16 protein-coding genes are annotated in these 20,155 nt (G+C 70.6%); 15 read left to right on the top strand and 1 reads right to left on the bottom strand.

Going from position 1 to position 20,155, the window contains the following annotated elements:
- The first annotated feature begins 47 nt into the window (after positions 1-47).
- The 15 genes from IH68_RS0119030 to IH68_RS0118960 all read left to right on the top strand — a co-directional run bounded on the left by IH68_RS0119030 (position 48) and on the right by IH68_RS0118960 (position 18,681).
- Positions 48-1,565, top strand: a complete 1,518-nt coding sequence (locus tag IH68_RS0119030) for a sugar ABC transporter ATP-binding protein (protein WP_030936652.1) — start codon at positions 48-50, stop codon at positions 1,563-1,565.
- Positions 1,562-2,581: an ABC transporter permease gene (locus tag IH68_RS0119025; RefSeq protein WP_030936650.1), complete on the top strand. Its 1,020-nt coding sequence runs from the start codon at positions 1,562-1,564 to the stop codon at positions 2,579-2,581. Before IH68_RS0119030 ends, IH68_RS0119025 begins: the two co-directional genes overlap by 4 nt.
- A 52-nt stretch (positions 2,582-2,633) precedes the next feature.
- On the top strand, positions 2,634-3,674 hold the full coding sequence (locus IH68_RS0119020) for a substrate-binding domain-containing protein (protein WP_030936648.1): 1,041 nt from the start codon (positions 2,634-2,636) through the stop codon (positions 3,672-3,674).
- A gap of 61 nt (positions 3,675-3,735) precedes the next feature.
- Positions 3,736-4,953: a Gfo/Idh/MocA family protein gene (locus tag IH68_RS0119015; protein ID WP_030936646.1), complete on the top strand. Its 1,218-nt coding sequence runs from the start codon at positions 3,736-3,738 to the stop codon at positions 4,951-4,953.
- A gap of 36 nt (positions 4,954-4,989) precedes the next feature.
- Positions 4,990-5,994 (top strand): sugar phosphate isomerase/epimerase family protein, encoded by a 1,005-nt coding sequence (locus IH68_RS0119010; protein WP_030936644.1) that lies wholly within the window; start codon positions 4,990-4,992, stop codon positions 5,992-5,994.
- A 95-nt stretch (positions 5,995-6,089) separates the two neighbouring features.
- Entirely contained in the window at positions 6,090-8,612 is a 2,523-nt protein-coding gene (locus tag IH68_RS0119005; protein WP_030936642.1) for a PQQ-dependent sugar dehydrogenase, read from the top strand.
- A 14-nt stretch (positions 8,613-8,626) separates the two neighbouring features.
- Positions 8,627-9,973: a ThuA domain-containing protein gene (locus IH68_RS0119000; protein ID WP_030936640.1), complete on the top strand. Its 1,347-nt coding sequence runs from the start codon at positions 8,627-8,629 to the stop codon at positions 9,971-9,973.
- A 94-nt stretch (positions 9,974-10,067) separates the two neighbouring features.
- On the top strand, positions 10,068-11,309 hold the full coding sequence (locus tag IH68_RS0118995; protein WP_030936638.1) for an inositol-3-phosphate synthase: 1,242 nt from the start codon (positions 10,068-10,070) through the stop codon (positions 11,307-11,309).
- A 14-nt stretch (positions 11,310-11,323) separates the two neighbouring features.
- Positions 11,324-12,436 carry an SCO3242 family prenyltransferase gene (locus tag IH68_RS0118990; RefSeq protein WP_030936636.1) on the top strand — a complete coding sequence of 371 codons (1,113 nt, stop codon included), beginning with the start codon at positions 11,324-11,326 and terminating at the stop codon, positions 12,434-12,436.
- Positions 12,433-13,416 (top strand): sugar phosphate isomerase/epimerase family protein, encoded by a 984-nt coding sequence (locus tag IH68_RS0118985; protein ID WP_037884912.1) that lies wholly within the window; start codon positions 12,433-12,435, stop codon positions 13,414-13,416. The genes IH68_RS0118990 and IH68_RS0118985 overlap by 4 nt, the downstream gene beginning before the upstream one ends.
- Positions 13,413-14,138, top strand: a complete 726-nt coding sequence (locus tag IH68_RS0118980) for an EboA domain-containing protein (protein WP_030936632.1) — start codon at positions 13,413-13,415, stop codon at positions 14,136-14,138. Before IH68_RS0118985 ends, IH68_RS0118980 begins: the two co-directional genes overlap by 4 nt.
- The gene (locus IH68_RS0118975; protein ID WP_030936630.1) at positions 14,138-14,986 is read left to right on the top strand and encodes a TatD family hydrolase; all 849 of its coding nucleotides are present in this window, start codon (positions 14,138-14,140) and stop codon (positions 14,984-14,986) included. Before IH68_RS0118980 ends, IH68_RS0118975 begins: the two co-directional genes overlap by 1 nt.
- 3 nt (positions 14,987-14,989) lie before the next feature.
- The gene (eboE, locus tag IH68_RS0118970) at positions 14,990-16,195 is read left to right on the top strand and encodes a metabolite traffic protein EboE (RefSeq protein WP_030936628.1); all 1,206 of its coding nucleotides are present in this window, start codon (positions 14,990-14,992) and stop codon (positions 16,193-16,195) included.
- On the top strand, positions 16,192-17,589 hold the full coding sequence (locus tag IH68_RS0118965) for a nucleotide pyrophosphatase/phosphodiesterase family protein (RefSeq protein WP_030936626.1): 1,398 nt from the start codon (positions 16,192-16,194) through the stop codon (positions 17,587-17,589). Before eboE ends, IH68_RS0118965 begins: the two co-directional genes overlap by 4 nt.
- Before the next feature lie 60 nt (positions 17,590-17,649).
- On the top strand, positions 17,650-18,681 hold the full coding sequence (locus IH68_RS0118960; protein ID WP_030936624.1) for a sugar phosphate isomerase/epimerase family protein: 1,032 nt from the start codon (positions 17,650-17,652) through the stop codon (positions 18,679-18,681).
- Positions 18,682-18,762: 81 nt separating this feature from the next.
- Here IH68_RS0118960 and IH68_RS0118955 read toward each other — a convergent pair whose 3' ends face one another.
- Positions 18,763-20,154, bottom strand: a complete 1,392-nt coding sequence (locus IH68_RS0118955; protein WP_030936623.1) for an OFA family MFS transporter — start codon at positions 20,152-20,154, stop codon at positions 18,763-18,765.
- Between the last annotated feature and the right edge of the window lies 1 nt (position 20,155).

Raw genomic sequence — 20,155 nt, 5'->3', positions numbered from 1 at the left:
CCCGAAAGCACCCTGAAACCGGCCCGCACGCCCGCCAAGGGGACCTCATGGCACCAGAACCCACGCTGCTCAGCATGTCCGGCATCACCAAGTCGTTCCCCGGAGTCCGGGCCCTCGACGGCGTCGACCTCGACGTCCAGGCCGGTGAAGTGCACTGCCTGCTCGGCCAGAACGGAGCCGGGAAGTCCACCCTCATCAAGGTCCTGGCCGGCGCCCACCAGCCCGACACCGGCACCATCCACTGGCACGGCGAGGAGGTCACCCTCCGCTCGCCGATCGCCGCCATGCGTCTCGGCATCGCCACCATCTACCAGGAACTCGACCTGGTGGAGCACCTGTCGGTGGCCGAGAACGTCCACCTCGGCCATGAACCCACGGCCGCCGGCTTCGTCGTACGCGGGAAGGCCGCCAGGGCATCAACTGCTCGACTGCTCAAGCGACTTGGGCATCCGGAGATCGACCCGGCACGGCTCGTGGGGGACCTGTCGGCGGCCCAGCAGCAGATCGTGTCCATGGCCAGGGCGCTCTCCCACGATGTACGGCTCATCGTGATGGACGAGCCGTCCGCCGCCCTCGACCCGGACGAGGTCGACAGCCTCTTCCGCATCGTCGGCGACCTGACCGCCGAGGGCGTCGCCGTCGTCTACATCTCCCACCGCCTGGAGGAGATGCGGCGCATCGGCGACCGCGTCACCGTACTGAAGGACGGGCGCGCGGTGGCGGGCGGACTGCCTGCGAAGTCGACTCCGACCCGCGAGGTGGTCGCGTTGATGACCGGCCGCAATGTCGAGTACGTCTTTCCCGAGCGGCCGGCCTCGGCTGCGGACGGTGCGCCGGTGCTGGAGGTCCAAGCCCTCGCCCGGGACGGGGAGTTCGCGCCGTTCGACCTGGAGGTGCGGCCGGGCGAGATCGTCGGACTCGCCGGGCTGGTCGGGTCGGGCCGCTCGGAGATCCTGGAGACGATCTACGGCGCCCGCAAGGCCACTTCCGGTCAAGTCCGCGTCGACGGACGGGCGTTGCGGCCCGGCAGTGTGCGCGCCGCCGTTCGCGCCGGGCTCGGGCTCGCCCCCGAGGAGCGCAAGGCGCAGGCCCTGCTGATGCTGGAGTCCGTCACCCGCAACGTCTCGGTCTCCTCCATGTCCCGTTTCTCCCACGGGGGTTGGATCGACCGGGGCGCGGAGAAGGGGGCGGCGCGGGCGGCCACGCGTGAACTGTCACTGCGCCCGGACAACCCCTCCGTGCCGATCCGCACCCTGTCCGGCGGCAACCAGCAGAAGGCCGTCCTGGCCCGCTGGCTGCTGCGCGGCTGCCGCGTCCTGCTCCTCGACGAACCGACCCGCGGCGTCGACGTCGGCGCCCGCGCCGAGCTGTACGCGGTGATCCGCCGCCTGGCCGACGAGGGCCTCGCCGTCCTTCTGGTCTCCAGCGAAGTACCCGAGGTGCTCGGCCTCGCCGACCGCGTCCTGGTGCTCCGCGAGGGCCGCGTCGTCCACACGGCGCCCGCCCGCGAACTCGACGAACACCGCGTACTCGACCTGGTCATGGAAGGAAGCCCGGCGTCATGACGCAGCATGCCTCCCCGCCACGGGACAACACCGACAAGGTGCCGACGACCGGCCAACCTCCGGCCTGGCGCGGCCTGTTGGCCCGAGCCGACGTCCGCACCCTCTCCCTCCTGGGCGTCCTCGCCGCGCTGGTCCTCATCGGCGGGATCACCAAGCCCGACGAGTTCCTCGACACCCGCAACCTCCAACTCGTCCTCACCCAGGCCTCGGTGATCGGCGTCGTCACCGTCGGCATGACCTTCGTCATCACCTCCGGCGGCATCGACCTCTCGGTCGGCGCGATCGTCGCCCTGTCCTCCGTGTGGGCGACGACGGTGGCCACCCAGGACTACGGCTTCGCGGGCATCCTCTTCACGGCGGTGATCGTCGGCCTCGGATGCGGCCTGGTGAACGGCCTGCTCATCGCGTACGGCGGAATGGTCCCGTTCATCGCCACGCTCGCCATGCTGGCCTCGGCGCGCGGGCTGGCGCTGCAGATCACAGACGGCAAGACGCAGATCGTCGCCGTCAGCAGCATCCTCGACCTGGGCGAACGCGACGCCTATGTGCTCGGCGTCCCCCCGCTCGTCATCGTCTTCGCGATCGTGACGATCATCGGCTGGCTGATCCTCAACCGCACCACCTTCGGCCGCCGTACGGTCGCCGTCGGCGGCAACGCGGAAGCAGCCCGGCTCGCCGGCATCGACGTACGGCGCCAGCGCCTCTACCTGTACCTGCTGTCCGGACTGTGCTGCGGCATCGCCGCCTTCCTGCTGATCATCCTGTCCGGCTCCGGCCAGAACACCAACGGCAACCTCTACGAGCTCGACGCCATCGCGGCCGCGATCATCGGCGGCACGCTGCTCAGCGGAGGGCGGGGGACCATCACCGGCTCCGTGCTCGGCGTCCTGATCTTCACGACGATCACCAACATCTTCGCCCTGAACAACCTGCAGAGCGACGTCCAGCAGATCGCCAAGGGCGCGATCATCGTGGCCGCCGTGCTGGTTCAGCGCCGTACTGCCCGCTCGACCTGAGGAAAGGGTCAGTAATATGTCACGTTCCACAAGTGCTGTGTCGCGCAGTGCCATGTCACATACCACCAGCCGCAGAGGCCTCCTCTTCGGAACCGCAGCCGTCTCCGCCACCGCCCTCCTCGCCGGTTGCACGAGTAACGAGTCCAAGGACGAGAGCCCGGCCGCGAACGACCGGTCCGCCGCCGACGACAAGCCCGGCAAGCACGTCACCATCGGCTTCGCCGGACCACAGGCCGACCACGGCTGGCTCAACGCCATCAACGACAACGCCGAGAGCCGGGCGAAGAAGTACTCCGACGTCACCCTGGAGATCACCGAGGGCTCGAACGACACGGCCGCGCAGATCGGCCAGATCGAGACCCTGATCAACAAGAAGGTCGACGTCCTGGTCGTACTGCCCGCCGACGGCAAGGCCCTCACCCAGGTCGGACTGAAGGCGATGCGCGCGGGCATCCCGGTCGTCAATCTCGACCGGGTCTTCAACTCCCCGCAGGCGTACCGCTGTTGGATCGGCGGCGACAACTACGGCATGGGCCTCAATGCCGGCACGTACATCGGCGAGAAGCTCAAGGGGAAGTCGAACGCCAAGGTCATCGAACTGGCCGGCCTGGACAACCTGGAGCTGACCAAGCAGCGCACCCAGGGCTTCGACGACGCCCTGAAGAACTACCCCAACATCAAGAAGGTGGCCCGCCAGGCCGCCGAGTTCACGGTGGAGTCCGGGCAGGCCAAGATGGCCCAACTCCTGCAGGCCCAGCCCAAGTTCGACGCACTGTGGAACCACGACGACGACCAGGGCGTGGGCGCCCTGCGCGCCATCGAGCAGGCCGGCCGCGACGACTTCCTGATGGTCGGCGGGGCGGGCGCGCTCTCCGCCTTCCAGGCCATCAAGCAGGACAACGGCGTCCTGAAGGCGACCGTCCTGTACCCGCCGACGATGGCCGCCTCCGCGATCGACCTGGCCCGCGCGCTCGGCCAGGGCAAGGGCGTCAGCGGTCTCGCCGAGTTCGAGATCCCGGCCTCGCTGACGCTCTACTCGGCCGTCGTCGACAAGGCCAACGTCGACCAGTACATGCCCACCGGCTTCCGCTAGGCCGCACCCCGCCCCGCACCCCCCACGGCGCCATCACGACGAGGACGAGGAGGACATCCGTATGGGACAGCCCCAGCAGTCGGACGGATCGGAGGCCGCGAAGCCGCCGCTGCGCGTAGGCATGGTCGGCTACGCGTTCATGGGCGCCGCCCACTCCCAGGGCTGGCGCACCGTGGGCCGCGTCTTCGACCTGCCCCGCCGCCCGGTCCTGGCCGCGGTCTGCGGACGCGACTCCGGCGCCGTGCAGGCGGCAGCCGACCGGCACGGCTGGGCGTCGGCCGAGACCGACTGGCGGACCCTGATCGCCCGGGACGACATCGACCTCGTGGACATCTGCACCCCCGGCGACAGCCACGCCGAGATCGCCCTGGCCGCCCTCGCCGCCGGCAAGCACGTGCTGTGCGAAAAGCCCCTCGCCAACACGGTGGAGGAAGCCTCGGCGATGACCGACGCGGCCGAAGAGGCGTACAGCCGGGGCCAGTTGGCCATGGTCGGCTTCAACTACCGCAGGGTGCCCGCCACCGCGCTCGCCCGGAACATGGTCGCCGAGGGCAGGCTCGGCGCCCTGCGGCACGTCCGGGTGACGTACCTCCAGGACTGGCTCGTGGACCCGGAGTTCCCGCTCACCTGGCGGCTGCGCAAGGACCAGGCCGGCTCGGGCGCGCTCGGCGACCTGGGTGCGCACATCGTCGACCTCGCGCAGTACCTGGCGGGGGAGCGACTGGCCGGGGTCTCCGCCCTGACGGAAACCTTCGTACGGGAGCGGCCGCTGCCCGTCGGGGCCAGCAGCGGCCTGTCCTCGGTCGCCTCGGCCGGCACGGGACAGGTCACCGTCGACGACGCCGCACTGTTCACCGGCCGCTTCACCTCCGGCGCCCTCGCCTCCTTCGAGGCGACGCGCTACGCGACCGGCCGCAAGAACGCCCTGCGCATCGAACTCAACGGCGAGCGCGGCTCGTTGGCCTTCGACCTGGAGCGCCTCAACGAGCTGTCGTACCACGACGGTACGGAGCCCGGGGCGCACGCCGGCTTCCGCCGCATCCTCGTCACCGAACCCGGCCACCCCTACCTTGAGGCCTGGTGGCCGCCGGGCCACGGCCTCGGCTACGAGCACACCTTCGTCCACCAGGCCCGCGACCTCGTCCACGCGATCGCCGAGGGCCGCAGGCCCGAACCCTCCTTCGCCGACGGCCTGCAGGTGCAGCGCGTACTGGCGGCGGTGGAGGAGAGCGCCGAGAAGAACTCCGTCTACACGCCCATCGCCGTCCGAATCGCCTGAATCGCCTGAATCGCCGTCCGAGAAGGGTTCGCAGACATGCCGCGTCAGTTCACGCTCTTCACCGGCCAGTGGGCCGACCTCCCGCTCGAGGAGGTCTGCCGCCTGGCCCGCGACTTCGGTTACGACGGGCTCGAACTCGCCTGCTGGGGCGATCACTTCGAGGTCGACAAGGCGCTCGCCGACTCGACATACATCGAGTCCAGGAAGCAACTGCTCGACAAGTACGGCCTCAAGTGCTGGGCCGTCTCCAACCACCTGGTCGGCCAGGCGGTCTGCGACGCCATCATCGACGAGCGTCATCGGGCGATCCTGCCCGGCGAGGTGTGGGGCGACGGCGAGCCGGAGGGGGTGCGGCGGCGCGCGGCGGACCGTATGAAGGACACCGCGCGGGCAGCGGCCGCCTTCGGAGTGAACACCGTCATAGGCTTCACCGGGTCGGCCATCTGGCACCTGGTCGCCATGTTCCCGCCCGCCCCGGAGTCGATGATCGAGCGCGGCTACGAGGACTTCGCCGAACGATGGAACCCGATCCTCGACGTCTTCGACGAGGAGGGAGTCCGGTTCGCGCACGAGGTCCACCCCAGTGAGATCGCCTACGACTACTGGACCACCTGGCGTGCCCTGGAGGCAGTTGGCGGACGCCCGGCCTTCGGTCTGAACTTCGACCCTTCGCACTTCGTGTGGCAGGACCTCGACCCGGTCGGCTTCCTGTGGGACTTCCGCGACCGGATCTACCACGTCGACTGCAAGGAGGCCCGCAAACGCCTCGACGGCCGCAACGGCCGGCTCGGCTCCCATCTGCCCTGGGGCGACCCGCGCCGCGGCTGGGACTTCGTGTCGGCCGGGCACGGTGACGTCCCCTGGGAGGACGTCTTCCGGATGCTGCGCTCCATCGACTACCAGGGTCCCATCTCGGTGGAGTGGGAGGACGCCGGCATGGACCGGCTCCAGGGCGCCCCCGAGGCCCTGACCCGCCTGAAGGCCTACGACTTCGAGCCGCCGTCGGCGTCCTTCGACGCGGCGTTCGGTGGCAACGACTAGACCAACTCCGTTCTTTCTTCCGTGAGTTCCGGGATGACGGCGCATCCCGGCGTACCGCACCCGCCCGTACAACCGGCCCCTCACTGGAGGCATTCGTGCACGGGAACGACCGCACCACCAGCACCGACAGAATCGAGACCCACAGACGACGCCCGTCCTTCCGCAAGGCAGCCGCCCTGTTCAGTGGCGTGTTGCTGGCGGGCGCGTCGCTGACCCTCACCGCTCCCCAGGCCGGCGCAGCCGTCGCCGACCCGGGAGCAGCCCCCGCGGCAGCCCCCGCGGCAGCCGCCGCGGAGGACTTCCAGCAGGTCACCCTCGCCAAGGGGGAGGCAGAGGTCGGCGAACCCATGTCCCTCGCCGTCCTCCCGGACCGCTCGGTCCTGCACACCTCGCGCGACGGCGAACTCCGGCTCACGGACGCGGCCGGAAACACACGGCTCATCGGAAAGCTCGACGTCTACTCCCACGACGAGGAAGGCCTCCAAGGCGTCGGCGTGGACCCGGACTTCGCGACCAACAGGGCCATCTACCTCTACTACGCGCCACCTCTGAACACCCCGGCGGGTGATGCCCCGGAGACCGGAACCGCGGCCGACTTCGCACCCTTCGACGGCGTCAACCGCCTCTCCCGCTTCGTCCTGAAGGCCGACGGCACCCTCGACACCGCCAGCGAGAAGAAGGTCATCGACATTCCGGCCTCCCGCGGCCTGTGCTGCCACGTCGGCGGCGACATCGACTTCGACGCGGCCGGCAACCTCTACCTGTCGACGGGTGACGACACCAACCCCTTCCAGTCGGACGGCTACACCCCGATCGACGAGCGCGCCGACCGCAACCCGGCCTTCGACGCCCAGCGCTCGGCGGGCAACACCAACGACCTGCGCGGCAAGATCCTGCGCATCAAGGTGAGCGCCGACGGCTCGTACTCCGTCCCCGACGGCAACCTCTTCGCGCCCGGCACGGACAAGACACGCCCCGAGATCTACGCGATGGGCTTCCGCAACCCGTTCCGCTTCAGCGTCGACAAGAAGACCGGCATACTCTACGTCGGCGACTACGGCCCCGACGCGGGCGCCGCCGACCCGGCCCGCGGCCCCGCCGGCCAGGTCGAGTTCGCGCGGGTGACCGGCCCCGGCAACTTCGGCTGGCCGTACTGCACCGGAGCCGACGACGCCTACGTCGACTACGACTTCGCGACCAAGACCTCCGGCGCCTCCTTCGACTGCAATGCCCCGAAGAACAACTCTCCGCACAACACCGGACTCACGGACCTCCCCCCGGCCCAGCCCGCCTGGATCCCGTACAACGGCCCGTCCGTACCGGAGTTCGGCGACGGCTCCGAGTCCCCGATGGGCGGCCCGGTCTACCACTACGACGCCTCGCTCGACTCGCCGGTGAAGTTCCCCGAGGCCTACGACGGGAACTTCTTCGCCGGGGAGTTCGGCCGCCGCTGGATCAAACGGATCGTCAGCGACGGCAGCGGAACCGTGCAGTCGATCAACGCCTTCCCGTGGACCGGCACGCAGGTGATGGACATGGCCTTCGGCCCCGACGGCGCCCTGTACGTCCTCGACTACGGCACCGCCTGGTTCGGCGGCGACGACCACTCGGCCCTGTACCGCATCGAGAACGCCACCGACGGCCACTCACCGGTTCCGCAGGCGGCTGCGAGCAGGACCTCCGGGCAGGCACCGCTGAAGGTGCAGTTCTCCTCCGCGGGCACCTCCGACCAGGACGGTGACGCCCTCACGTACAGCTGGGACTTCGGCGACGGCGGCAAGACGACGGCGTCGAACCCGACGTACAAGTACAAGAAGAACGGCACCTACACCGCGACCCTGACCGCCAAGGACCCCGCCGGACGCACGGGCAGTGCAAGTGTGCAGATCGTCGTCGGCAACACCGCGCCCAAGGTGACGCTCGAACTCCCCCAGGACGGACAGCTGTTCAGCTTCGGTGACGCGATCCCGTTCAAGGTGAAGGTCACCGATCCGGAGGACGGGGCCGCCGTCGACTGCTCCAAGGTCAAGGTCAACTTCATCCTCGGCCACGACACCCACGGCCACCCGCAGACCTCGGCAAGCGGCTGCACGGGCACCATCCAGACCAGCGCGGACGGCGGTCACGACGAGGACGCCAACATCTTCGGGGTCCTCGACGCCGAGTACACCGACGGCGGAGGCGGCGGCCAGGCCCCGCTCACCTCGCACGACCAGAGCGTCCTGCAGCCCAGGCACCGTCAGGCCGAGCACTTCGGCAACGCCGCCGGCGTCTCCGTGATCACCAAGGCCACCGCGCACGGCGGCAAGACGGTCGGCGACATCGACAACGGCGACTGGATCTCGTTCACGCCGTATGTGCTGAGCAACGCCAAGAAGATCACGGCGCGGATCGCGTCAGGAGGCGCCGGCGGGACGCTGGAGGTCCGCGCCGGCTCCTCGACCGGCACGCTGCTCGGCAAGGCGACCGTCCCGGTGACGGGCGGTTGGGAGACTTTCCAGGACGTCAGCGCCGACCTGTCCCGCGCACCCAGGGGCACGACCAAGCTCTACCTGGTCTTCAAGGGCGGATCGGGTGCTCTGTTCGACGTGGACGACTTCACCTTCACGACCGGCTGAAAGGAGGGGACGCAATGCGGTCAACAGGCCGACTGACAACCGCTGTTCTGGGTGCCGCGCTGCTCCTCGGCTGCGTCTCGGGCCCAGCCGCCTCGAACCCCGGGCAGGCCGGGAAGCGGGTGCTGGTCTTCTCCAAGACGGCCGGCTTCCGGCACGACTCGATCCCCACCGGCGTGGAGGAGGTGAAACAACTCGGCGCCGACGCCGGCTTCACGGTGGACGCGACCGAGGACGCGGGCGCGTTCACCGCGCAGAACCTGCGGCGCTACGACGCGGTCGTGTTCCTGTCGACGACCGGAGACGTCCTCGGCGACGCCCAGCAGAGCGCCTTCGAGGACTACATCCGGCACGGCGGCGGCTACGTCGGCGTGCACGCCGCCGCCGACACCGAGTACGACTGGGCGTTCTACGGCGGCCTGGTCGGCGCCTACTTCCAGGGGCACCCGGCGATCCAGCCCGCGTCGGTGAACGTCGAGGACCGCGCCCACCCCGCCACCTCGGGACTGGAACGGACCTGGGACCGCACGGACGAGTGGTACAACTACCGCTCCAATCCCCGCGACCGGGTCCATGTCCTGGCCTCGCTCGACGAGTCCTCGTACACCGGCGGCACCATGAACGGCGACCATCCGATCGCCTGGTGCCAGAACTACCAGGGCGGCCGCGCTTTCTACACGGGCGGCGGCCACACCAAGGAGTCGTACACCGAACCCGCCTTCCGACAGCACCTGTTGGGCGGGCTGCGCTGGGCGATCGGTGACGCCCAGGCCGACTGCCGCGCCGAGAACGGCTACCGGCCGCTCTTCGACGGTACGGCCGCCTCGCTGGACGGCTGGAAACAGGCAGGCCCGGGCTCCTTCACCCTGGCCGACGACGGCACGCTGACGTCGGCGGGCGGCATGGGACTGCTCTGGTACGCCACCTCGGGCTTCTCCTCGTACTCACTGAAGCTCGACTGGAAGATGGCCGGCGCGGACGGTGACGACAACTCCGGTGTGTTCGTGGGCTTCCCGCCCTCGGACGACCCGTGGTCGGCCGTGAACAACGGCTACGAGATCCAGATCGACGCCACCGACGTACCCGAGAAGACAACAGGGTCCGTCTACGGCTTCCGGTCCGCCGACCTGAAGAAGCGCGACCGTGCGCTGAACCCGCCGGGGGAGTGGAACACGTACGAGATCCGCGTGGAGGGCGAACGCCTCCGCGTCTGGCTCAACGGCGTGAAGATCAACGATTTCACCAACACCGATCCGGCCCGGAGCCTCGTCGACGGACACCTCGGCATCCAGAACCACGGAGCCGACGACCAGGTGTCCTTCCGCGACATCCGGATCAAGGAACTGCCCGTCAAGGGCAACTGAGCGGCGGCGGGCGGGGGACGCCGGACCTCCGCCCGCCGTCTTATCCCTCTCTTCCCGGGGCTCACTCATGACGCGTTCGACAAGGAGGCTGCCCATGTCCGCGTCCGAATCCGTTTCCGTCTCCCCCCAGGGCGTCGGTGTATGGCTGATCGGGGCGCGCGGATCCGTCGCCACGACGGTTGTCGCGGGCTGCGCCGCCCTGACCGCGGGCCTGCACCCGCCGTCCGGGATGGTCACCGGGACTGCCGCGTTCGCGGGCACCGGGCTGCCGCCCCTGTCCTCCCTCGTCTTCGGCGGCCACGACACACTCGACTGCCCGCTGCCCAAGCGCGCGGAGGCACTCGCCGCCGGAGGCGTCCTCCCACCCGGCCTCCCCGCGGCGGTCGCGGCCGAACTGGCCGCCGCCGACCGGGAGATCAGACGCGGCGGCCCGGTCCCGGGCGACACCCGCACCGAGGACGAACTGATCGCCGCCTTCGCCGAGGACATGACCGATTTCCTACGGCGGTGCGGTCTGGCGCGGGCCGTGGTGGTGAACGTCGCCTCCACCGAGCCCCCGGCCACGGGCCGCGCCCTCCCGCCCAGCTCCCTCTACGCGGCGGCGGCCCTGCGCGCGGGCTGCCCGTACGTCAACTTCACCCCCTCGACCGGCCTCCACCACCCGGCGCTGGCAACCGCGGCGGCCTCGAGCGGACTGCCGTACGCGGGCCGCGACGGCAAAACGGGGCAGACCCTGCTGCGCTCCGTCCTCGGCCCGATGTTCACGCAGCGCGCCCTGGCGGTCCGCGCCTGGTCCGGCACCAACCTGCTCGGCGGAGGCGACGGCGCCGCCCTGGCCGACCCTGCCGCCGCCGCGGCGAAGAACGCAGGCAAGGAGCGCGTCCTGGCCGACACCCTCGGCACGACCCCCGAGGGCGAGGTCCACATCGACGACGTCCCCGTACTCGGCGACTGGAAGACCGCCTGGGACCACATCGCCTTCGACGGCTTCCTCGGCACCCGCATGATCCTCCAGACCATCTGGCAGGGCTGCGACTCCGCCCTGGCGGCCCCTCTGATACTCGACCTGGCCCGCCTGGTCGCCCGGGCTGAGGAGGCGGGGCTGTCCGGCCCCCTCGGCGAGCTCGGCTTCTACTTCAAGGACCCGGTGGGGGACGGGCCTTCGTCGTTGGCGGAGCAGTATGCGGCACTGACGGGGTTTGCGGGGCGGTTGGCGGGCGAGCGGGAGGACCAAGCCGCAGGGGGCCGGGGTGGCCGGGGCGCGGGTGCGCGGAGCGGTCCCTCGGGGCGTTCCGGTCCTGACGATCCTTCCGGCCGACCGGAGGAGCTGCGGTGAGCGGCGGCGCCGCGATGACGCGGCGGGTCTCCGACGCCGGCGGGGCAACCACGGCGGGCAGCGCACCGAGCCCGCAGCGGAGAAGCGCCGACCACCCGGACCGCAGGCTTGCCTGGGCTGAACTGCTGCGTCTCCCGGCGCTGTTCACAGTTCCGGGCGATGCCCTCGCCGGGGCGGCAGCGACCGCCGCCGCCCCGAACCCCCGCACCCTGCTCGCCATCGGTTCCTCCCTCTGTCTCTACGAAGCCGGCATGGCCCTCAACGACTGGGCCGACCGTGAGGAGGACGCCGCCGAACGCCCGCACCGCCCCCTCCCCTCAGGCCGCATCCACCCGGCCGCCGCCCTGTCCGCCGCCTGCGCCCTCACGGGGGCCGGACTCGCCCTCGCCGCCCGAGCAGGCCGACCCGCCCTCGCGGTCGCCGCACCCCTCGCGGCCACGATCTGGGCATACGACCTCGCCTTGAAGCACACCCCGGCGGGACCGGTCGCCATGGCCACCGCCCGCGGACTGGACCTGCTCCTCGGCGCCGCCACCACCACGGGCCGCACCCGTGAGGCGCTGGGTCCCGCGGCGCTGCTCGGCACACACACCCTCGCCGTGACAGCCGTGTCCCGCCAGGAGACGAGAGGCGGCACACCCCTGACCCCCTTGGCCGCCCTCGCGGCCACGGGCCTGCTGACCCGGCTGGTCGGTCGCCGACCTGCCGTGGCCACTTGGCGTCGGTCGACGGTGCGGGCCGCCCGGATGCCGGCCGCCGCCGTCGGGGCACGCGAAGCCGCCCCGGGCCTGCCCGGCGCCCCAGCCACACGCCACGCAAGCGGCCACGCATCCGGTGCCGGCCCACGGAGCCGGCCGACGTACGACCCTGCACCGCAACCGCCTGCCGCAGCTCTCGGCGTGGCCCTCGCCGCCGCCTACGCAGCCACCGCCGTGCGCCCCTACTTCCACGCCACTCTCAACCCGTCACCCCCGCTCACCCAACGAGCCGTCACCGGCGGCATCCGCGCCACGATCCCCCTCCAGGCCGCGCTCACCGCACGCTCCGGCGCCGGCGCCACCGCCCTGCTCGTCGCTGCTCTCGCCCCGCTCGGCAGGAGGTTCGGGAGGCAGGTGAGCCTCACATGAGCCCCGGAACCCGGCCTCGGGGAAACAGCGAGCCCCATGACCCGCCCCGACGCCCCCACCCCGCCCCCTCCCTCCGCTTCGGCTACGGCACCAACGGGCTCGCCGACCTCCGTCTCGACGACGCCCTCACCCTGCTTTCCGACCTCGGCTACGACGGCGTCGGCCTGACTCTCGACCACATGCACCTCGACCCGCTGGCGCCCGACCTCGCCGCCCGCACCCACCGGCTCGCCGGACGGCTGGAGGCGCTCGGCCTTGACGTCACCGTGGAGACGGGTGCCCGCTATGTGCTCGACCCGCGGCGCAAGCACGGGCCTTCGCTGCTGGACCCGGATCCGGACGAGCGGGCCCGACGCGTCGGCCTGCTGATCCGCGCGGTCCAGGTCGCCGCCGAGCTCGGCGCCCACGCCGTGCACTGCTTCAGCGGGCTCACACCGGTGGGAACGGACACCGGCACGGCGTGGAAACGCCTGGCCGAGGCGCTCACCCCCGTCCTCGACGCCGCCGCCACCGCCGACGTGCCCCTCGCCGTCGAGCCCGAACCGGGCCACCTCCTGGCCACCCTCGCCGACTTCCACCGCCTCCGCCGCATCCTCGGTGACCCGGAGAACCTCGGTCTGACCCTCGACATCGGTCACTGCCAGTGCCTCGAACCCCTCTCTCCCGCCGACTGCGTACGCGCCGCCGCCCCCTGGCTGCGGCACGTCCAGATCGAGGACATGCGCCGCGGCGTCCACGAACACCTCCCACTCGGAGACGGGGAGATCGACTTCCCACCCGTCCTCGCGGCCCTGGCCGCCACCGGCTACCAGGGTCTGACCGTCGTCGAACTGCCCCGCCACTCCCACGCCGGCCCCCATTTCGCCGAGCACTCCCTTCCGTTCCTCCACCGCGCGGCCGAAACGGCCGTCGCCCTGTCCGACCCCGCCCCACCTCACGGCGATCCCTCCGCCACCCCCGAAGGGAGCACCACCGCATGACGCACCCGCACACCGCCTGGGGCACCCCAGCGGCGGACCTCAAGGGCACCACCCTCGCCCTCACCTCGCCGGCCGATCTGCACGGCCACCTCATGGCTCACCTCCGCGGAGCCGCCCGCACCTGGCTGGACCAGGCCCTCGACGAGGCCGCCGCCCAGCCGGGCATCCATGGGCCCATCTCCGTATGGGAGTTGCGCCTTGCCGAAGCCGGGCGACGATGCGGTCCCGAACACGCCGACGCCGCCCGCGTGCTGATCCTGCACACCGCCCGCGCCGGCACCGACGCCCTCACCCGCGTCTACTTCCAGGGCACCGCCGCCGAACGCCGCTCCGTCCTGTACGCCCTGCCCCACCTCGTCCCGGGCCCCGACGCCCTCCCGCTCGTCGAGGACGCCCTGCGCACCAACGACACCAGGCTCCTCGCCGCCGCCGTCGGCCCCTACGCAGCCCGGCACCTCGCCCCCCACCCCTGGCGCCATGCCGTCCTGAAGTGCCTGTTCACCGGCGTTCCCGTGGACGAGGTCACCGACCTGGACCGGCGCGCCCACGCCGACTCGGAACTCGCCCGCATGCTCGGCGACTACGCCGCCGAACGCACCGCCGCGGGCCGTCCCGTGCCCGAAGACCTGTATCGCGTCCTGACCCTGACCGACCCCACGGCCACCCCACCCGCGCAGGCCTCGCCACAAGGCGCCCGCGGCAGCGACGGCAAGGAGTCCTGATGCGCATCTTCGACCCCCACATCCACATGACGTCACGGACCACCGACGACTACCAGGCCATGCACGCCGCCGGCGTCCGCGCCGTCGTCGAACCCGCCTTCTGGCTCGGCCAGCCCCGTACCTCACCTGCCTCGTTCTTCGACTACTTCGACTCCCTCCTGGGCTGGGAGCCCTTCCGCGCCGCCCAGTACGGCATCACCCACCACTGCACGCTCGCCCTCAACCCCAAGGAGGCCAACGACCCGCGCTGCGTGCCCGTCCTCGACGAACTGCCCCGCTATCTCGTCAAGGACCAGGTCGTCGCCGTCGGTGAGGTCGGCTACGACTCGATGACCCCCGCCGAGGACACCGCCCTCGCCGCCCAGCTCCAGCTCGCCGCCGACCACGAACTGCCCGCGCTCGTTCACACCCCGCACCGCGACAAGCTCGCCGGCCTGCGCCGCACTCTCGACGTCGTGCGGGAGTCCGCACTGGCCCCGGACCGCGTCCTGGTCGACCACCTCAACGAGACCACCGTCAAGGAGGCCAAGGACAGCGGCAGCTGGCTCGGCTTCTCCGTCTATCCCGACACCAAGATGGACGAGGAGCGGATGGTCGCGATCCTGCGCACGTACGGCACCGAGCAGGTGCTCGTGAACTCCGCAGCCGACTGGGGCCGCAGCGATCCCCTCAAGACCCGCAGCGTCGGCGACCTGATGCTGGCCGAGGGCTTCACCGAGGACGAGGTCGACCGGGTGCTGTGGCGCAACCCCGTCGCCTTCTACGGGCTCAGTGGCCGCCTGAACCTCGACATCACGCCCACGGAAGCCACCCACGAAGGCAACTCGATCCTGCGCGGCGGTGCATGAGCCATGCGCTTCCGCCATCCCGACGGCTCCACCGTCCACCTCGCCTACTGCACCAACGTCCACCCGGCCGAAACCTTCGACGGGGTCCTCGCCCAGCTCCGCGACCACTGCGAACCAGTACGCCGCCGCCTCGGCCGCGACCGTCTCGGCATCGGCCTGTGGCTCGCCAAGGACGCCGCGCACGCCCTGGTCACCGATCCGTCCGCGCTGCGTGGCCTGCGCACCGAGCTCGACCGGCGCGGCCTCGAAGTCGTCACTCTCAACGGCTTCCCCTATGAGGGCTTCGGCGCCGAGGAGGTCAAGTACCGCGTGTACCGGCCGGACTGGGCCGACCCGGAACGCCTCGACCACACCACCGCCCTGGCCCGCGTCCTCGCCGGACTCCTTCCCGACGACATCACCGAGGGCACCGTCTCCACGCTGCCGCTCGCCTGGCGCACCGCCTATGACGATGCCCGCGCGGAGAAGGCCCAAGCAGCCCTCCTCACTCTCGGCGAACGCCTCGACGCCCTCGCCGAGCTGACCGGCCGCTCCATCCGCGTCGGCCTCGAGCCCGAACCCGGCTGCGTCGTCGAAACCACCGGCGACGCCCTCGCCCCGCTCACCGCGATCGCCCACCACCGCATCGGCATCTGCGTCGACACCTGCCACCTCGCCACCTCCTTCGAAGACCCGCACACCGCCCTGGACGCGCTCACGACGGCCCGCGTCCCCATCGTCAAGTCCCAGCTCTCAGCCGCCCTGCACGCCGAGCACCCCCATCTCCCCGAGGTCCGCGCAGCCCTCGCCGCCTTCGACGAACCCCGTTTCCTGCACCAGACCCGCACGTCCCCCACTCTCAACTCCGTTCGAGCGGGAGGGGCCCCCGTCGCCTCCGGGCTGCGCGGCACCGACGACCTCGGTGAGGCCCTCGAAGCCGGCGCCCTGCCCGACGCGGCGCCCTGGCGCGCCCACTTCCACGTCCCGCTGCACGCGGCCCCCGCCGCGCCCCTCACCTCAACGCTCCCCGTGCTCAAGACCGCCCTGACCCGGCTCGTGGGCGGCCGGCACCCGCTCACCCGCCACCTCGAAGTGGAGACCTACACCTGGCAGGCCCTGCCTCCCGACCTGCGGCCCCGCGGCCGCGCCCAGCTCGCCGACGGCATTGCCGCCGAACTCACCCTCGCCCGTGACCTGTTGACCGACCTCGGCCTGAAGGAACTCCCATGAGCACCCACCGGGCCGGTCCGGACCCCACTCCCCTCCTCGTCCTCGACGTCGTCGGCCTCACCCCTCGCCTCCTCGACCACATGCCCCACCTCAAAGCGCTCGCCCAGTCCGGCTCCCGCGCCGCGCTCGGCACCGTCCTGCCCGCTGTCACCTGCGCCGCCCAGTCCACGTTCCTCACCGGCACCCACCCGTCCGAGCACGGCATCGTCGGCAACGGCTGGTACTTCCGCGAGCTCGGCGACGTACTCCTGTGGCGGCAGCACAACGGACTCGTCGCCGGAGACAAACTCTGGGACGCCGCCCGCCGCGCGCACCCCGGCTACACGGTCGCCAATATCTGCTGGTGGTACGCCATGGGCGCCGACACCGACATCACCGTCACCCCCCGTCCGGTCTACTACGCCGACGGCCGCAAGGAACCCGACTGCTACACCCGGCCCCCGGCCCTGCACGACGAACTCACCGACAAACTCGGCGCCTTCCCCCTCTTCCACTTCTGGGGCCCCGGCGCGGACCTGGTCTCCAGCCAGTGGATCATCGACGCCACCCGCCACATCCTGCGCACCCGCCACCCCGACCTGACGCTCTGCTACCTCCCTCATCTCGACTACGACCTGCAGCGCTTCGGCCCCGACGACCCACGCTCCCTGAAAGCGGCCGCAGACCTGGACGCCGCCATGGCCCCGCTCCTGGACGACGCACGCGCCGAGGGCCGTACCGTCGTCGCGCTGTCCGAGTACGGCATCACCCGCGCCGACCGCCCCGTCGACATCAACCGGGTCCTGCGCCGCGCCGGCCTCCTCGAAGTGCACACGCAGGACGGCATGGAGTACCTCGACCCGATGGCCTCCCGCGCCTTCGCGGTTGCCGACCACCAGATCGCCCACGTCTATGTGCGCCGCCCCGAGGACCTCGAGGCCACGCGGGCAGCCCTGGCCGACCTGCCCGGTATCGGCCAACTCCTCGACGACGAGGGCAAGAAGACCCACCACCTCGACCATCCGCGCTCGGGCGAACTGGTCGCCGTCGCGGAGCCGGACGCCTGGTTCACGTACTACTACTGGCTCGACGACGCCCGCGCGCCCGACTTTGCGCAGCTCGTCGAGATCCACCGCAAACCCGGCTACGACCCGGTCGAGTTGTTCATGGATCCGCTCGACCCCTACGTCAAGGTCAAGGCAGCCACCGCCCTGGCACGCAAGAAAATCGGCATGCGCTACCGGATGGCGGTCGTGCCCCTGGATCCCTCACCTATTCGCGGCAGCCACGGCCGCCTTCCTGCGAGCGACGACGACGGTCCGCTCCTCATCTGCTCCACCCCCCGCGCCGTCGGCGACCGCCTCGCGGCCACCGACGTGAAGTCACTGCTGCTCCAACTGGCCGGTCTTTCCTGACTGGTCACAAGTGAAGCACTCGCCACTGACAACGCCCTCCGACACCGAGGAGTTCCAGGCATGAGCCGCATCTCCCAGACCGATCCCGAACTCACCCACCGCCTCACCAGAAGAGGCATGCTCGGCGTGGCCGCGGGCGCCACCGCCGCCGCACTGCTGGGCGCCGCCACCGCCCCCGCCACCGCCGCCGAAACCTCCGCCGCCGGCGGTGGCCGTCCGGTCCTGCCGCCCGGGCGGCTCGGCATCCAGCTGTACAGCCTGCGTGACAAGGTCTCCACGCTGGGCTTCGCGCCCGTCTTCGCCGAACTGGAGAAGTACGGGTACGACGAGGTCGAGTTCGCCGGTTACACCCAGGGTTCGGCGGGCCCCATCACCCTCGCGCAGCTCAGGCGGCTGGCGAAGGACCACGGCCTGAACCCGATCGGCAGCCATGTCGGCTACTACTCCTCGGACCCGAGCGCCTACACCTTCGCCCAGAACCTCACCAAGGTCCTCGACGACGCCCAGGCCCTCGGCCTCAAGCACATCGGCACCGCATCGGGCCCGGGGCGCTACGGAAACACCGTGGACGCCTGGAAGCGGGCCGCTGAGGAGTTCAACGCATACGGCGCGGCGGCCAAGGCGCGCGGCATGAAGTTCTACCAGCACAACCACTCCGACGAGTTCGCGTTCGCCACCGACAACCCCAAGGTCCGTCTCTACGACGTGCTGCTCGCCGAGACCGATCCGGGCCTCGTGTACCTGGAGATGGACATCTTCTGGGCGTACGCGGGCCAGTTCCGTTTCTCGAAGCGGCCCGACGGCAGCCCCGCCCCTTTCGAACCCCTCGACTACGTCCTCAGGCAGCCCCATCGCTACCCGCTCTTCCACGTCAAGGACGGGGTGAGTGACCCTTCCAACCAGTTCGGCTACCGCATGGTCGACGTCGGCGACGGCGACATCGACTACCAGCGCTTCATCGCCGCCGTGACCCGGCTGCGCGGTGAGCGACTCGCCCACCACTGGCAGACCGAACACGACCAGCCGACCGAGTCGTTCACCTTCGCGCGCCGCTCCAGCGCATACCTGCACTCACTGCGCAAGAAGTGCTGACGGCGACGTAAGGGCGCACATGTGAGGAGGCCCTCCCTGCAATCCCGGGAGGGCCTCCTCACGCGCGCGTGCCGTCAACCGTCAGCCTGCGGGCTGCGGCTGCGGAGTCAGCGCATCCGAACTGCTGTGTCCAGGCTGCTGCAGCAGCAGAGCGATCGCCGCCGCGACCATCGAGACGCCGCCGGCCAGCGCGTACGCCCCGTTGTAGCCCCAGGCCGCGACCACCATGGAGCCGAGGCCGCCGCCGAACAGGCCGCTGACCAGCTTTCCGCTGTACACCAGGCCGTAGTTGGTGGCGTTGTAGTTCTCTCCGAAGTAGTCCGGGGTGAGCGCCGCGAACATCGGGTAGAACGCGCCGCCGCCGAAACCGGAGAGGAAGGCGAAGAACAGGAAGAGCCACTCGCTCTTCATCTCGCCCGCAAGGATCACACCGAACTGGGCCAGCCCCAGGACGACGATGACGAACACCAGGGTCATCTTGCGGCCCCACTTGTCGGACAGCCAGCCCACCACCGCGCGGCCCACGCCGTTGATGACCGCCATGACACCCATGGAGGACGCCGCCACCAGGGGGCCGAATCCGACGTCCTTGGCGTAGTCGACCTGGAAGGAGATACCGAAGATCGACACACCGGCGGTCATCACGATGGAGATCCACATCAGGGGCAGCATGCCCGTCCTGATGGCTTCCTTGGGCGTGTATTGCTTCGTCGCGGGCGGGTTCTTGGCGAGGCTCTCCGCGTTCTTCTGGGCCCCGGAGAAGGTCAGCGGATCGATGTCCGCGGGCCACCAGTTCTTCGGCGGGTCCTTGAAGAAGAACGCACACCCGAAGACCACGATCATGATGTAACAGCCGATCAGGTCCAGAACGCGGTGGTAGTTCCCGGTGTCGAAGGCGTAGTTGAAGATGAAGATGAACGGCAGCGACCCGTAGGCGAAGCCGCCGTTGACGAAGCCCGTGCGGGCGCCGCGGCGCTCGGGGAACCACTTGCCGACCATGTTGATGCAGGTCGCGTAGACCAGGCCGGCACCGAGACCGCCGATGACTCCGAAGCCCAGGATCGCCAGCCACACGTTGCTCAGGTGCGACAGGGCGAGGAAACCGACCAGGCACATGCCCGAGCCGATGTACATGGCCCGGCGGGCCGTCAGGATGCCCTTCTCTCGCAGCCAGCCCGCCGGGAAGGCGATGCCGGCCTGGAAGAACACCCAGACGCTGAGGATCCAGAAGGTGTTGGACTGCGTCCAGCCGTGTGCGTGGGACAGCGTGTCCTCCGCGGAGCCGTACGCGTATTCGAAGACGCTGATGGCCATCATGGCGATCCACGGGAGGTACACCATGAACTTGCGGGAGTGGCCGAGGATGTCCCGGTCGGTCTCGCCGATGCGGTAGACGCGGCCACGGGCGTCGGTCACTTCGCGGTAGGGACGGTTCGCGGCTGTCGGATCGGCCGAGAGCGGGTCTGCTGTCATG

It is taken from the genome of Streptomyces sp. NRRL S-646, from assembly GCF_000720765.1.
Taxonomy (GTDB): Bacteria; Actinomycetota; Actinomycetes; order Streptomycetales; family Streptomycetaceae; genus Streptomyces.
Note: the sequence above shows the minus strand (reverse complement) of the source record. Positions and strands in the feature narration are given on the sequence as shown.

Bases quoted from the DNA above. Each gene is read 5' to 3' on its own strand.
- IH68_RS0119030 (WP_030936652.1), top strand. From the start codon at position 48: ATGGCACCAGAACCCACGCTGCTCAGCATGTCCGGCATCACCAAGTCG.
- IH68_RS0119025 (WP_030936650.1), top strand. From the start codon at position 1,562: ATGACGCAGCATGCCTCCCCGCCACGGGACAACACCGACAAGGTGCCG.
- IH68_RS0119020 (WP_030936648.1), top strand. From the start codon at position 2,634: ATGTCACATACCACCAGCCGCAGAGGCCTCCTCTTCGGAACCGCAGCC.
- IH68_RS0119015 (WP_030936646.1), top strand. From the start codon at position 3,736: ATGGGACAGCCCCAGCAGTCGGACGGATCGGAGGCCGCGAAGCCGCCG.
- IH68_RS0119010 (WP_030936644.1), top strand. From the start codon at position 4,990: ATGCCGCGTCAGTTCACGCTCTTCACCGGCCAGTGGGCCGACCTCCCG.
- IH68_RS0119000 (WP_030936640.1), top strand. From the start codon at position 8,627: ATGCGGTCAACAGGCCGACTGACAACCGCTGTTCTGGGTGCCGCGCTG.
- IH68_RS0118995 (WP_030936638.1), top strand. From the start codon at position 10,068: ATGTCCGCGTCCGAATCCGTTTCCGTCTCCCCCCAGGGCGTCGGTGTA.
- IH68_RS0118990 (WP_030936636.1), top strand. From the start codon at position 11,324: ATGACGCGGCGGGTCTCCGACGCCGGCGGGGCAACCACGGCGGGCAGC.
- IH68_RS0118985 (WP_037884912.1), top strand. From the start codon at position 12,433: ATGAGCCCCGGAACCCGGCCTCGGGGAAACAGCGAGCCCCATGACCCG.
- IH68_RS0118980 (WP_030936632.1), top strand. From the start codon at position 13,413: ATGACGCACCCGCACACCGCCTGGGGCACCCCAGCGGCGGACCTCAAG.
- IH68_RS0118975 (WP_030936630.1), top strand. From the start codon at position 14,138: ATGCGCATCTTCGACCCCCACATCCACATGACGTCACGGACCACCGAC.
- eboE (WP_030936628.1), top strand. From the start codon at position 14,990: ATGCGCTTCCGCCATCCCGACGGCTCCACCGTCCACCTCGCCTACTGC.
- IH68_RS0118965 (WP_030936626.1), top strand. From the start codon at position 16,192: ATGAGCACCCACCGGGCCGGTCCGGACCCCACTCCCCTCCTCGTCCTC.
- IH68_RS0118960 (WP_030936624.1), top strand. From the start codon at position 17,650: ATGAGCCGCATCTCCCAGACCGATCCCGAACTCACCCACCGCCTCACC.
- IH68_RS0118955 (WP_030936623.1), bottom strand. From the start codon at position 20,154: ATGACAGCAGACCCGCTCTCGGCCGATCCGACAGCCGCGAACCGTCCC.